Genomic DNA, 13,515 nt, shown 5'->3' on the forward strand with positions numbered 1-13,515 from the left:
GCGCTCGGCCTCGCTGAACACCGAGATGGGGGTGCTGTTCGAACAACCCGCACTGGTGGCCGAGATGCGGCAGCTCTTCAGGGCTGATACGGCGCCTGAAGTCAGTTACGAGCTCTCGCTCGAGGATGGCGGCCTGCACTGGAACGGCAAGCGCGACGGCAAGCCGCGGCGTCTCGGACATGAGCCGGATGCAAGCCCGTCCCGCCGCGCGCTGGCGTTCATCGTCGGCCTCTTGCCGATCCAGTCGCAGCTATAGATCCGCCAGAGCGATTTTCTGTCGAATGGAACCCGCCCTGTTCCACGAGCAGAACTCCGAGCGGCTTGACGCACCGGAATGGCGGACGGAAGCTGGCACCGCATGAGGAGATCGCGATGTCAGCCTTGACCGCCCTGCCTGATCTGGAAACCTTGAAGGGCAGGCTCTACTCCGCTGTCCTTTCCGATGTGCTCGATCAGCTCGGCTTTCCCAACCAGGCGGTGAAGCCGTTCGTGCGGCCGCTCGACGACGCGACGATGCTCTGCGGCTTCGCCCGGACGGGGCTCTACATGAAGCGCTATCACCTTGCCGAGGGCCATAATCCCTACGCGCTCGAGATGGATCTGATCGACAGCCTGAAACCCGGCGAGATTGCCGTGCTGGCCTGCGACGGGCCGACCGACCGGATCGCGCCCTGGGGCGAGCTCCTGACCACGGCCTCGATGGTGCGCGGCGCCGCCGGCTGCCTGACCGACGGGCTGGTTCGCGACGTGCGCCGCATCCGCGAGCTCGGCTTCCCGCTCTTCCATGGCGGCATCGGCCCGCTCGACACCAGGGGGCGGGCTGAGATGATGGCGGTCGACGAGGCCGTCGAAGTCGGCGGAGCAAGGGTCGAGCCGGGCGACTTTATCTTCGGTGATGCCGATGGCGTGGTGGTCGTGCCGCAGCGCATTGCCGAGGAGGTGGTGAAGCTCGCCCTTGCCAAGATCGAGGCGGAGGACACGACGCGCGAGGAGCTTCTCGCCGGCGCGAGCTTGCGCTCGGTTTTCGAACGGCACGGTGTGCTCTAGCGGGCACCTCCGTTTCGGGTCACGCCGAGCCCGGCGCCACCCCGACATAGCGCGCTCGCGGCCGGATGAGGCGGCCAGTCTGAAATTGCTCCAGGGCATGGGCGATCCAGCCGGTGCACCGTGCCGCAGCGAAAATCTGAAAGGGGGCGTCCTGCGGCAGGCCCAGTGTGGAAGCCAGGGCCGTCAAGGCAAAGTCTATGTTCGGAACGTCGCCGGTGATCGCTTCCGTGACGCGACGAATCTCCTGGTATTCGGCGGGAAGAGCGAAGGCCGACAGCAGCCCCCGCGCCCGGGGATCCCCTTCGGGATAGAGCGGGTGCCCGAACCCCGGTACCGGCGTCCCGAGCGCCAGCCGCGATTGGACCGCGGCCTCGACACCCTCCCGCCGCGCTTCGCCGAAGAAGGCGCGAACCCGGGCCGACATGCCGCCGTGCAAGGGGCCTGACAGCGCGGACAGCCCTGCCAGGACGCAGGCAGCCAGCGAGGCCCGTGTCGAGGCGGTGACGCGGACCGCGAAGGTCGATGCGTTCAGCTCATGGTCCGCCAGCAGGACGAGGCAGGTACGAATGAAATCGGCACCCGTCGGGTCGCAACCCCAGGCGCGCGCGATGCGGTCATGAATGGGGCCTTCGCCGGGACGGCCGGCAACCGCATCGACGAGTGCGTCCAGCACCGAGGCTGCTTCGAAATACAAGGCCTTCGGGGTCCGGCTGCCGATTACCGGGTCTGCTGCGGCGCGTGCCGCGATCATCGCGAACATCCGCTGATTGCCGGTTCCCGGGCCGACGATATTGAACTGGGGCGGAAAGCGCGCGTCGCCGCAGGCCCAGAGCAGGCGGGCGATATCCTCGAGACGGGCGGCCCGGGCCAGCGCTTCGGCATCCTGGCCGCGATACCACAGCCGCCCATGCGCGATCGTCGTGATGCTCGATGCCAGCACCGGCTCGCCCCAGGCGATGGCGTCCTCGGCAATCGCCGCGTTTCGTCGCCCTCGTGACTTCCGGTATTCCAGCCGCGCGACATCGGCAGCGCGGTAGAGGCTGCGCCGCGGGTCGCCGGTATCCGCCCGTGCTTCGATCCGCCCCCGGCTCACATAGGCATAGAGCGTCTGCGGCTTCAGCTGCAGACGCGTCATCACCTCCTGCGCGGTCAACCAGTCGCTCATTGCCATATATTGATTTTATTGTTCAAGATTGATTCTAGTTCGGTCCGAACCGATCCTCAAGGCAGTTCTTCAAGGGAGTGCCTGATGTCGGATGGGTTGGAAAATGTCGTTGCAGCACAGACGGTCCTGTCGGATGTGGACGGGGCAGCTGGCCAGCTGGTCATCCGGGGGCATCGTCTCGACGACCTTGCCGGCCGCGTGACCTTCGCCGAGGCGGCGCAGTTGATGCTGACTGGCTTCTTCGACGCATTGCCGCCCGGTGATGCCTTCGAAGCTGCGCTCGGCCAGGGCAGGGTGGATGTGTTCGGCGAGGTGGCCAGTCTCGATGAGACGCTTGTCCGGCGAGCTCCGGTCGAAGCGCTTCGCGCGCTGATGGCGCGGTTGGCCGATGGCGATGATGCTGCGACCGCYTTGCGCCTCCTGGCGGCACCGGCCGTCTTCACGCCGGCGATCATACGGCTGCAGCGCGGGCTCGCACCGATCATGCCCGATGGGCGGTTGGGCCACTCGGCCGATATCCTGCGGATGATGCGCGGCGAGGCAGCCAGCCCGGCGCAGGCCGCGGCATTGGATACTTATCTCGTCACGGTTTGCGATCATGGGCTGAATGCCTCGACCTTCGCCGCCCGTGTCGTCGCGTCGACGCAGGCAGGACTGGGGTCGGCCGTGCTGGCCGGGCTGAGTGCGCTGAAGGGCCCGCTGCATGGGGGAGCGCCCGGGCCGGTGATCGACATGCTCGACCAGATCGGCGAGGTGGGCAACGCACGAGCCTGGCTGGAAGCCGCGTTGCAGCGCGGTGATCGCCTGATGGGGTTCGGTCACCGCGTCTATCGCGTGCGTGACCCACGTGCCGACGCATTGAAGCGCGCGATACGCCAGCTCGATACGGATTCCGGCCGCCTCGCTTACGCGGAGGCGGTCGAGCAGGCCGCCTTGGCTATTCTTCGTGAGCGGAAGCCGAACCGCGCATTGCAGACGAATGTCGAATTCTACACCGCCCTCCTGCTCGAAGCGCTCGCATTCCCGCCCGACAGTTTCACCTGCGTCTTCGCAATGGGACGGACGATCGGCTGGATCGCCCATGCCCAGGAGCAGGTTGCCGGCGGTCGGCTCATTCGCCCGCAGTCAACCTATGTCGGTCCGGCGCCGAGACGCGCTGCCTGATGGGCTCGCTGCCGTGAGCGTCGGCTGCCGCCATCAGCTGCATTGCTGCAGTTGCCGCGAGGCGGCGGTCACGCCGTCCAGCGAGAAGGTGTAGCTGGTCTCATTGCCGCGGGCCGAGCGCGCTGCGAGCACCATCTCGTCRCCAGCCTTCATCGCCGCGAACAGCTCGCCCTCGCGTTCGACGCGCTGGAGCCAGGCATTGCGGCCGGCGGTCAGCATGCGGAAGCGCTCCTCGCCGATCGTGACCTCGACGGTCGAATCCTTGGCGAAGTCGTACCCGGTCTGGAAACTCGACTCCGTGCGGCCAGCGCTCTCGCCGCTCTGGACGAAGAAATACACGTCRCCATGGCGAAGCTCGGCAGGTTTCTCAGCGATTGGGTTGCTGGAGATATAGCAACGTTGGCTATTACCGCTCGCATAGGACGAGGCATTCCAGTTCTTGAACTGACCGAGCGGCTTGGCCGGATTCGCCATTGCTCCGGTCGAAACCGCGAGGAATACGAAGGTCGCCGGGATCGCCAGTCTCATCATTGCTTCATCTCCTTTTGTGTTCTCAAGGGATGGAACCTGAAGCCTAACGAGGCGTAAACAAGGCGGCGGAAAGCGCGTGCGACCTTGCGGCGCAGCGGCACGCGCCCGCGGCTGCTTTCGGCATCGCCCGGCGGGGCGAAAGTCGGCGGAATGTCGCGAGATGCGTAACGTTGAGGAAGAAGCGGCGCTCCGCGAAGTTGCCGTCGCAGGCTACGGACACACTGGCGCCGGTCTACCCTGACTGTGAGACCTGACTGCGAGACGTGGCTGTGCGCCTCGGTGCGTCAGCTTCGGGCCTTACGTCCCGCGGGCCGTACGCAGAGCGGAGGGGCCGCATCCGCGCTCGATGATTGGAACGACCGGAATTCACCGGCAGGCACATGGCCGGTCGTGCAATTTCACGCGAATCAAGGCGCCAGCCGGCGTTTCCTCGACACCTATTCCGCCGCTTGTGCGGGGGCCTTGGCGGGCTTCTTCAGCGGTCGGCGCTCCAGCACCTCCTTGAGGAACCGGGCGGTATGGCTGCGGCTGACCTTGACGACATCCTCCGGCGTGCCCTGAGCCACGACCTCGCCGCCGCCATCGCCACCTTCCGGACCCATGTCGATGATCCAGTCGGAGGTCTTGATGACCTCGAGATTGTGCTCGATCACCACCACCGTATTGCCCTGCTCGACCAGCTCATGCAGCACTTCCATGAGCTTGGCGACATCGTGGAAATGCAGGCCGGTCGTCGGCTCGTCCAGGATGTAGAGCGTGCGGCCGGTGGCACGCTTCGAGAGTTCCTTCGACAGTTTCACGCGCTGGGCTTCGCCGCCGGACAGCGTGGTCGCCTGCTGGCCGACATGGACATAGCCGAGGCCGACGCGGGAGAGCGTTTCCATCTTGTCGCGGATCGAGGGCACGGCCTTGAACAGGTCCTTCGCCTCCTCGACGGTCATGTCGAGCACATCCGCGATCGAGCGCTCGCGGTATTTCACCTCGAGCGTTTCACGGTCGTAACGCTTGCCCTTGCAGACATCGCAGGTGACGTAGACGTCGGGCAGGAAATGCATCTCGATTTTGATGACGCCGTCGCCCTGGCAGGCTTCGCAGCGCCCGCCCTTGACGTTGAAGGAGAAGCGCCCCGGCTGATAGCCGCGCGCCTTCGCCTCGGGCAGGCCGGCGAACCATTCGCGCATCGGCGTGAAGGCGCCGGTATAGGTCGCGGGATTGGAGCGCGGGGTGCGGCCGATCGGCGACTGGTCGATGTCGATGACCTTGTCGAGATGCTCCATGCCCTCGATGCGATCATGCTGGGCGGGATGCTCGATCGAGCCGTTGAGCTTGCGGGCGACGGCCTTGTAGAGCGTGTCGATGACCAGCGTCGACTTGCCGCCGCCGGAGACGCCGGTGATGCAGGTGAAGAGCCCGAGCGGGATCTCGACGGAGACGTCCTTGAGGTTGTTGCCCCTGGCGCCGACGATCTTGAGCGAACGCCCCTTCTGCGGTTTGCGGCGCTTGGCCGGCACCGGCACCGAGAGCTCGCCCGTGAGGTAGCGGCCGGTCAGCGAGTTCGGGTCGGCCAGGATCTGCTCCGGCGTGCCCTTCGAGACGATCTCGCCGCCATGGATGCCGGCTCCGGGGCCGACATCGACGACGTAGTCGGCGGTCAGGATCGCGTCCTCGTCATGCTCGACGACGATCACGGTATTGCCGAGGTCGCGCAGGCGCCGCAGCGTCCCGAGCAGGCGCTCATTGTCGCGTTGGTGCAGGCCGATCGAGGGCTCGTCMAGCACATAGAGGACGCCGGTGAGGCCCGAGCCGATCTGCGAGGCGAGGCGGATACGCTGGCTCTCGCCGCCCGAGAGCGTGCCGGAGCCGCGCGCCAGCGTCAGATATTCCAGCCCGACGTCGAGCAGGAAGGTCAGGCGGTCGCGGATCTCCTTGAGGATGCGCGTCGCGATCTCGGTCTGCTTCGGCGTGAGATGGCGCGGCAGATCGGAGACCCAGGCCAGCGCATCGCGAACCGAGAGGCGGGAAATCTCGCCGATATGACTACCGGCGATCTTCACCGCCAGCGCCTCGGGCTTCAGGCGAAAACCGTTGCAGGCGGCGCAGGGCGTCTCGGACATGAAGCGGCCGATTTCCTCACGCGCCCAGTCGGACTCCGTCTCCTTCCAGCGCCGCTCCATGTTTGTGATGACGCCCTCGAAGGGCTTCTTCACCTCATAGGCGCGCAGGCCGTCATTATAGGCGAACCGCACCGGCTCGGTGCCGGTGCCGAACAGGATGGCATCGTGCGCCTGCTTCGGCAGCTCGGACCAGGGCTTGGTCATCGAGAAGCCGAAATGCTTGGCGAGCGCGTCCAGTGTCTGGCCGTAATAGGGCGAGGTCGACTTGGCCCAGGGCGCGATCGCCCCCTTCTTCAGTGAGATGGAATTGTCGGGCACGATCAGATTGGCATCGATGCGCATCTCGTGGCCGAGACCATCGCAGGTCGGGCAGGCGCCGAACGGGTTGTTGAATGAAAAGAGCCTGGGCTCGATCTCGGGGATGGTGAAGCCGGAGACGGGGCAGGCGAATTTGGAGGAGAAGGTGATGCGCCTGGCCTCGCCGCTCTCCTCCTTCTCGTCGGCATATTCGAAGACCGCGATACCCTCGGCGAGCTCCAGAGCCTGTTCCAGCGAGTCGGACAGGCGTGCGGCGAGGTCGGGGCGTATGACGATGCGGTCGACCACCACGTCGATGTCGTGCTTGAACTTCTTGTCGAGGGCGGGAGCGTCCGGGATCTCGTAGAACTGGCCGTCGATCTTGACGCGCTGGAAGCCGCGCTTCAGCCAGTCGGCCAGTTCCTTGCGGTATTCGCCCTTGCGACCGCGCACCACGGGCGCCAGCAGATAGCCGCGCGTCTTCTCCGGCAACTCCAGCAGCCGGTCGACCATCTGGCTGACCGTCTGGCTCTCGATCGGCAGGCCCGTCGCCGGCGAGTAGGGGATGCCGGCACGTGCCCAGAGCAGGCGCATGTAGTCGTGGATCTCGGTGACGGTGCCGACTGTCGAGCGCGGGTTCTTCGAGGTCGTCTTCTGCTCGATCGAGATGGCCGGCGAGAGCCCGTCGATCTGGTCGACATCGGGCTTCTGCATCATCTCGAGGAACTGGCGGGCATAGGCCGAGAGGGACTCGACATAGCGGCGCTGGCCCTCGGCGTAGATCGTGTCGAAGGCGAGCGAGGATTTGCCCGAGCCTGAAAGGCCGGTGAAGACCACGAGCTTGTCGCGCGGAATCGCCAGGTCGACATTCTTGAGATTGTGCTCGCGCGCGCCGCGCACGGAAATCACGCGTGCATTCGGATCGGCCGCGCGGTTGCGGTCGAACATGTCCTCAAGCGTGGCGGCTTGTTCAGCCAAAGAGGTCTTGCGGGCCATCGGGGCGTCCGTTCGGGTAAGGCGTAGAGATAGGGCAAATGCCCGGCCATGCCAGCCTCACGGCGGTCTGGCAGGCATGAATATCATGCAGCGGGATAGGCTGCTGTCTTTCTCCTGACAATTCGCGTCAGGAGTAGGGCGTCCGGTTTGGCGATCGGTGCCGCCGTCCGCCGAGGCTCGTCCGACCTCCGGCGGCTGCCTCGCGAATCCTGATGAAGACAGGGGACAACTCTGCAAAACGAGCTTGAACAAAGCAAGAACATTGTTGATAGTGACGTCTGCGGGCGCTAGGGTCCGGCTCCGGTCGTCGATCGGATTTGCAGATGTGCGCAGGAAATGGAGCCTCTCATGGCTGGTAGCGTCAACAAGGTCATTCTGGTCGGTAATCTCGGGCGCGACCCCGAGGTGCGCCGGCTCGGCAGCGGCGAGCCGGTCGTCAATCTGCGCATCGCCACGTCCGAGACCTGGCGCGACAAGCAGTCCGGTGAGCGCAAGGAAAAGACCGAGTGGCACTCGGTGGTGATCTTCAACGAGAATCTCGCCAAGGTCGCGGAGCAGTATCTGAAGAAGGGCTCGAAGGTTTACATCGAGGGCCAGCTCCAGACGCGCAAGTGGCAGGATCAGTCCGGCGTCGAGAAGTACACGACCGAAATCGTGCTGCAGCGCTTCCGCGGCGAACTCACCATTCTCGACAGCCGCGGGCAGGGCGGATCGGACGAGTATGGCGAGGGCGGCGGTTCGGTCGAGGACCGTTCGGGCGGCGGCGGTTCCTTCGGGCGTTCGAGCCCGATGGGCAGCGGTGGCGGCTCGCGCCAGCCGGCTATGTCCAGCGGCGGCGGCGGGCGTTCGTCGAGCACCCACCTGGACGACGATATCCCGTTCTAGGGCAAGCGAGGGCGAACCGCTTTGCGGATCGCAATCTCCTCAGGATCAGAAGGTCGCTCCCGACCGTTCGGAGCGGCCTTTTTGTTGGTATCCGAAGGACGGGGCGGCTCTCCCTCCATCATTGCCAAGAGCGGCAAGCGGCATTCGATGACTTAGATCGCGAATCTCGGTGCGAGATTGCATTTATTCGCGCTCGAGCAGTCAGACCCGACCGCCGTCCAGGCGCGAAGGACCGTCTATCGGGCACCCGCAATAACGAGTGGGCTGAAGCTGCGCTGTCGCGCAAGCTGAGGAACGGACTTGAGCGCGGAGCTTCCCGACCTTCTAGAACGTCAGGCGCGTCTGACGCGCGCGCCGGGCCTAGCCGTGACTGCGCGCCGCTTAGAACATCGGACCGGATATCATATCCGGTCCGATGTTCTAAGCTTCTGTGTTTGCATCGGCTTTCCCGAAAACCGCAATCTACTTTTCGGGCCGATGCTTTAGCCGTCATAGGCCCTCTGAAGCGCGGCGATGTCGATCTTCTGCATCTGCATCATCGCCTGCATGGCCCGGCCGGCCTTCTCCTGTTCGGGACTGCTCAACAGCTTGGGCAGCACTGACGGGATGACCTGCCAGGAGATGCCGAACCTGTCCTTCAGCCAGCCGCATTGCTGGATCTGTCCACCGTCTCCGAGCCTGTCCCAGTAGTAATCGACCTCGTCCTGGGTTTCGCAGTTCACATAGAGCGAGATCGCTTCCGTGAACTTGAAGCGTGGGCCGCCATTGAGTGCCGTGAATTGCAGGCCTTCGAGCTCGAAGGATGCGGCCATAGGCGAGACGCCGCCGAGCTTCGAATTCTTGAAGATGGAGGTGTAGAATTTTGCCGCCTCCTCAGCCTGGCCATCGAACCACAGGAACGGGGTGATCTTCTGCATGGTCGTCTCCTCCTCTTGCTTGCTGAGCGCGGGGCGGTCGCCCGAATGCTGCGAGTGCAGGGCTTCCGGAACTGATCGGTGAAACGGCTCAGGTGGAATGGCTCAGGCGGCCTGCCGCCTTTCAGCGAACAGGGTGTCGAGCTTCCCGTAGCTTGCGGCGACGCCTTCCTTCATGCCGCTCCTCAGCGCGCCGTCGCGGGCCTCGCGCGAGGAATAGAGTACGGTCAGCGCGAGTTCGGTCTTGCCCGCCTGCTCCGTCAGAACCAGCGTCGCGATGGCCTCGCCCCCGGTCCAGTCCTGGTCGAACAGTTCGGTTCGGACGATACGCTCAGGGCGCGCGATCTCGCGGTAGATCCCGCCCATTCCCATCACGGTGCCGTCCGGTCCGTGCCAGACGTGGCGGAAGCTGCCGCCGACMCGAAAATCGACCTCGCAATGCTGCAGTGACCAGCCTGGAGGGCCGCTCAACCACCTCTTCAGCAGCTCAGGTCGGTTCATGGCCTCGAAGACCAGCTCGCGCGGTGCGTTGAAGAGGCGGGTCATCAGGACCTCGCGGTCGCTGGGCGTCGAGACGGACAGATCGGCGGTCGTCATCATCGTCACTCTCCTTTGGGTTTCATGCCTTTCTCGGCCTTCATCTCGTCGAGAAGGAGGTCGAGGCGCTGGAAGGTCGTCTCCCAGAACTGGCGATAGCCTTCGAGCCAGCCATTTGCGTCGGCGAGAGCTTGGGGCTCGAGCCGGCAGGGGCGACGTTGTGCGTCCCGTCCGCGCGAAATCAGTCCAGCGCGCTCCAGCATCTTGAGATGCTTGGAGATGGCCGGCTGGCTCATAGCGAAGGGCTGGGCCAGCTCGGTCACCGAAGCCTCGCCAAGGGCGAGGCGTGCCAGGATCGCCCGCCGTGTCGGATCGGCCAGGGCGGCGAAGGTGGTGTCGAGCCGGCTGGATGGCGTCATTTAATTACCAATTGGTTATATAACGTAGTTGTTATTTAACGTGGCGCAGCCGTTGTCAAGGCTGAGGGCGGGCAGCCCGGCCCTTCCGATCGATCTGTCATGCGGGGCAGGCATCTCCGCCCCGGCGTGTGAAATCCTTGTGCGCAATGGGGGAACGGGCGTATGTGCAGCGCTCATGAGCAACACTGATCCCGCCGCCTCAGCCCTGTCCGTCTGGATCGCGCTGGAAAGCCCCACCCATCACGCTCCTGGCGTGAACGGCATGATGGACCTCGTCGCCAAGGAGGTCGAAGGCCTGCCGATCGCGGTCGAGCGCCTGCCGGGGCGCGACGGCCTCGGAGACAGCGTGATCCTGAGGGCCGGGCTCGATAATGGCGAGAAGGCCATTTCGGTCATGTCACATCTCGACACGGTCCACCCGGTCGGGACGAGTGCCAAGGATTTGCCTGTCCGGATCGAGGGCGACAGGCTCTATGGTCCTGGCGTCTATGATATGAAGGGCGGTGCCTGGCTCGCCCTGCAAGCCTTCAAGGATGTGGCCAAGGCGGGCTCGGCCAAGCGGCCGATGATCTTCCTGTTCACGCCCGACGAGGAGATCGGCTCGCCGACCACCCGTTCGGTGATCGAGGATATCGGGCGGCAGTCGGCGGCGGTGCTGGTCACCGAGCCGGCGCGCGAAGGTGGCCGCATCGTCACGGCCCGCAAGGGTGTCGGCCGCTTCGACGTCAGGCTCGAGGGGCGCCCGGCCCATTCAGGCTCACGCCATGCTGACGGACGCAGCGCCATCCGCGAGGCGGCGCATCAGATCCTCGCCATCGAGGGCATGACGGACTATGCGCGCGGCATCACCATGTCGGTCGCCTTGATCGGCGGCGGCACGGCGGCGAACGTGATTCCGCAGCATGCCTGGTTCAGCGTCGATGTGCGCGTCACCACGCTTGCCGACGGTCAGATGATGGAGAACCGCATTCTTGGGCTCACGCCCCGCGATCCCGATGTGAAGATCACGGTGACGGGCGGCATGAATCGGCCGCCCTATGAGAAGTCGAGCACGGTCGCGCAGTTGTTCGAGACAGCGCGTGGCGTTGCAGCGAAGGTCGGCTTCGATCTTCAGGACTGCCCGATGACCGGTGGTGGTTCCGACGGCAATTTCACGGCGGCGCTCGGCGTGCCGACGCTGGATGGTCTCGGCATCGACGGCAATGGCGCCCATACGCTCGAGGAATACGCCCTGATCTCCTCGATCGCACCGCGTCGAGCCCTGATCAAGGGGCTGCTCGAAACGGTCTGAGCGCTCGGCTTCCCGCTTCCGCTTCTGCCCGAAATCCGCTCTGATGCTTCCCAAGGCCGCGTGACGGCTGTCCTTGGGAAGGGAAGCGGCATGAAGAACTGGATCGCAGGCGCCCTTGGCGCTGCTTGCATGGTGGTGGCGGGAATGGCAGCGGCACAGGACCTGATGGTCGAGAAGAAGGTGTTCGAGCTGCCGAGCTTCACGACGCAAGGCGGGCGCACACTCAAGAACGTCAAGGTCGGCTGGGAGAGCTACGGCACGCTCAATGCCGACAAGTCGAATGCGATCCTGATCTGCCATTTCTTCTCGGGCAATTCGCATGCCGCCGGCAAGTACGACGCAAGGGATGCCGCGCCAGGCTACTGGGATGCGATTGTCGGTCCCGGCAAGGCGATCGACACCAATAAGTACTTCGTCCTGTCCTCCGATACGCTGGTGAACCTCAACACCGGCGATCCGAAGACGACGACCACCGGCCCGGCTTCGCTCAATCCCGATACCGGGAAGCCCTACGCGCTCGATTTCCCGATCGTCACGGTCGGCGACTTCGTCAATGTCCAGAAGGCACTGGTCGAGAGCCTGGGTATCAGGAAGCTGGCGCTGGTCGCCGGCCCATCCATGGGCGCGCTCCAGACCTGGGAATGGGCAGCAAGCCATCCGGAGATGGTCGCCAAGGCGATGCCGGTCATCGGCGCGGCCGAAGCCGATGCGCAGCTCATCGCCTGGCTCGATGTCTGGGCGGCGCCGATCCTGGTCGATCCCAACTGGAACAAGGGCGACTATTACGGTGGCACCCCGCCCAATGCCGGCCTCGCCAAGGCGCTGGCAGTGGTGACGCTGCAGGCGAACCACCGTGACTGGACCAATGGCACCTTCGGGCGCAGGCCCGCCAAGGAAGGTGAGGACCCCGCCAAAGCGCTCGGAAACAGGTTCCAGGTCCAGAGCATTCTCGACRATGCCGGTGAGGCGCGCGCCAAGCTGTCAGACGCGAACCATTTCCTCTATCTCGTGAAGGCCAACCAGCTTTTTGCCGMTGGCGGAACCTCGCTCGCCAATGGCGCGTCGAAGATCAAGGCGCCGGTGCTGCTGATCACGCAGCCGAAGGATCTGGTCTTCACTGCGGATACCATCGCCAGCACGGTCGATGGCATGAAGCAGGGCGGCGTCGACATCTCCCACATCACCATCCAGGGCTCGCGTGGGCATCTCGACGGCGTCATCTCGATGAAGCAGGCCGAAGGGGCGATCCGGGCCTTCCTGGAGAAGTGAGGCGCGTCGGCGTCTCATGCTCGGTCCTGCACAGGGCATGGGCCTTTGAACGATGATGAGCGGCACATGCGCCGATGAACGGGCAAGCCTGGCCATGACTGTGATGCCCCTTTCAAGGGGGGCGGCCACGTCCTAGCCGCCTCCGACCACGGCCCGCACGCCATCGATGACGAATTGCACGGCGARCGCGGCAAGGATCACGCCGAGCAGACGGGTCAGAACGACATTGCCGGTGACACCAAGGAGGCGCGCAATCGGCGTCGCCATGAGGAAGGTCACGAGGCATGAGGCGATCACCAGCCCGCAGATGACCGCCAGCGAGCCGAGCATGGCGAGATCGCCATTGGCGCGTCCGGCGAGCAGCATCATTGCGGTCAGCGAGCCGGGGCCTGCCATCAGGGGGATGGCGAGCGGGAAGGCGGCAACGTTGCGGATGTGGTCGAGAGTGATTGCGGTCTCGGCCGTCGCCTGCTTGCGCTCGTTGCGGCGCTCGAACACCATCTCGAACGAGATCCAGAACAGCAGCAGCCCGCCTGCGATGCGGAAGGCCGGCAGCGAGACGCCGAGCGCCTTCAGCACGATATCGCCCGCAAGTCCGAAGAAGGCCATGATGCCGAAGGCGATGATGCAGGCGCGCACCGCGACCTGCCTGCGCTCGTCGGCCGACATGCCGCGCGTCAGGGACAGGAAGATCGGTGCGAGACCCGGCGGATCGAGGGTGACCAGCAGTGTGACGAGGGCGGAGGTGAGATATTCCAGGAACATCGTGGAGCTTAGGCATGCTGCCGAGCCCGCGTCACTAGGCGTAGGAGCGAAATTTGCCGAGCGGTTTTCCGGCTCCGTCACGCGCTCGCGCCGGTCAAACATGGCGGCAATGTGGGAGGGC

The 13,515-nt window shown here is 65.0% G+C and carries 13 protein-coding genes; 6 read left to right on the forward strand and 7 right to left on the reverse strand.

Annotated features, from left to right (window positions below; genetic code table 11):
• The coding region (locus tag AC1DJT_RS24960) for a phospholipase D-like domain-containing protein (RefSeq protein ID WP_476835081.1) at positions 1 to 256 on the forward strand (256 nt) is incomplete at its 5' end.
• A gap of 116 nt (positions 257 to 372) precedes the next feature.
• Positions 373 to 1,047 carry an RraA family protein gene (locus AC1DJT_RS24965; RefSeq protein WP_441505962.1) on the forward strand — a complete coding sequence of 225 codons (675 nt, stop codon included), beginning with the start codon at positions 373 to 375 and terminating at the stop codon, positions 1,045 to 1,047.
• Between the two features lie 19 nt (positions 1,048 to 1,066).
• On the opposite strand, the gene AC1DJT_RS24970 is transcribed toward AC1DJT_RS24965, so the two are convergent.
• On the reverse strand, positions 1,067 to 2,212 hold the full coding sequence (locus AC1DJT_RS24970; protein ID WP_476769771.1) for a citrate synthase family protein: 1,146 nt from the start codon (positions 2,210 to 2,212) through the stop codon (positions 1,067 to 1,069).
• 84 nt (positions 2,213 to 2,296) lie between these two features.
• On the opposite strand from AC1DJT_RS24970, the gene AC1DJT_RS24975 reads away from it, so the two are divergent.
• Complete coding sequence (locus tag AC1DJT_RS24975; protein ID WP_476769770.1) at positions 2,297 to 3,376, forward strand: citrate synthase/methylcitrate synthase; 1,080 nt, start codon at positions 2,297 to 2,299, stop codon at positions 3,374 to 3,376.
• 33 nt (positions 3,377 to 3,409) lie between these two features.
• On the opposite strand, the gene AC1DJT_RS24980 is transcribed toward AC1DJT_RS24975, so the two are convergent.
• Complete coding sequence (locus AC1DJT_RS24980; protein ID WP_441489723.1) at positions 3,410 to 3,907, reverse strand: invasion associated locus B family protein; 498 nt, start codon at positions 3,905 to 3,907, stop codon at positions 3,410 to 3,412.
• Between the two features lie 437 nt (positions 3,908 to 4,344).
• Positions 4,345 to 7,266: an excinuclease ABC subunit UvrA gene (uvrA, locus tag AC1DJT_RS24985; protein WP_441490033.1), complete on the reverse strand. Its 2,922-nt coding sequence runs from the start codon at positions 7,264 to 7,266 to the stop codon at positions 4,345 to 4,347.
• 396 nt (positions 7,267 to 7,662) lie between these two features.
• Between uvrA and AC1DJT_RS24990 the strand changes: the two genes are divergently transcribed.
• Positions 7,663 to 8,199 (forward strand): single-stranded DNA-binding protein, encoded by a 537-nt coding sequence (locus AC1DJT_RS24990; protein WP_441505960.1) that lies wholly within the window; start codon positions 7,663 to 7,665, stop codon positions 8,197 to 8,199.
• A 482-nt stretch (positions 8,200 to 8,681) separates the two neighbouring features.
• Here the strand turns inward: AC1DJT_RS24990 and AC1DJT_RS24995 are convergent, their stop codons facing one another.
• The 3 genes from AC1DJT_RS24995 to AC1DJT_RS25005 form a co-directional block, all read right to left on the reverse strand.
• Positions 8,682 to 9,116: a VOC family protein gene (locus AC1DJT_RS24995; RefSeq protein WP_441505959.1), complete on the reverse strand. Its 435-nt coding sequence runs from the start codon at positions 9,114 to 9,116 to the stop codon at positions 8,682 to 8,684.
• A 102-nt stretch (positions 9,117 to 9,218) separates the two neighbouring features.
• Positions 9,219 to 9,713 (reverse strand): SRPBCC family protein, encoded by a 495-nt coding sequence (locus AC1DJT_RS25000; RefSeq protein WP_441505958.1) that lies wholly within the window; start codon positions 9,711 to 9,713, stop codon positions 9,219 to 9,221.
• Between the two features lie 2 nt (positions 9,714 to 9,715).
• On the reverse strand, positions 9,716 to 10,069 hold the full coding sequence (locus tag AC1DJT_RS25005) for an ArsR/SmtB family transcription factor (protein WP_441505957.1): 354 nt from the start codon (positions 10,067 to 10,069) through the stop codon (positions 9,716 to 9,718).
• A 175-nt stretch (positions 10,070 to 10,244) separates the two neighbouring features.
• Between AC1DJT_RS25005 and AC1DJT_RS25010 the strand changes: the two genes are divergently transcribed.
• Together AC1DJT_RS25010 and AC1DJT_RS25015 are read left to right on the forward strand one after the other, a co-directional pair.
• Entirely contained in the window at positions 10,245 to 11,360 is a 1,116-nt protein-coding gene (locus AC1DJT_RS25010) for a M20 family metallopeptidase (RefSeq protein WP_476768352.1), read from the forward strand.
• 90 nt (positions 11,361 to 11,450) lie between these two features.
• The gene (locus AC1DJT_RS25015; RefSeq protein WP_476835082.1) at positions 11,451 to 12,629 is read left to right on the forward strand and encodes an E22 family MetX-like putative esterase; all 1,179 of its coding nucleotides are present in this window, start codon (positions 11,451 to 11,453) and stop codon (positions 12,627 to 12,629) included.
• A 132-nt stretch (positions 12,630 to 12,761) separates the two neighbouring features.
• Here the strand turns inward: AC1DJT_RS25015 and AC1DJT_RS25020 are convergent, their stop codons facing one another.
• A complete protein-coding gene (locus AC1DJT_RS25020; RefSeq protein WP_476835083.1) occupies positions 12,762 to 13,394 on the reverse strand; it encodes a MarC family protein in 633 nt (210 codons plus the stop codon).
• Positions 13,395 to 13,515 lie beyond the last annotated feature (121 nt).

Source organism: Allobosea sp. 05T422_2 (assembly GCF_056396265.1).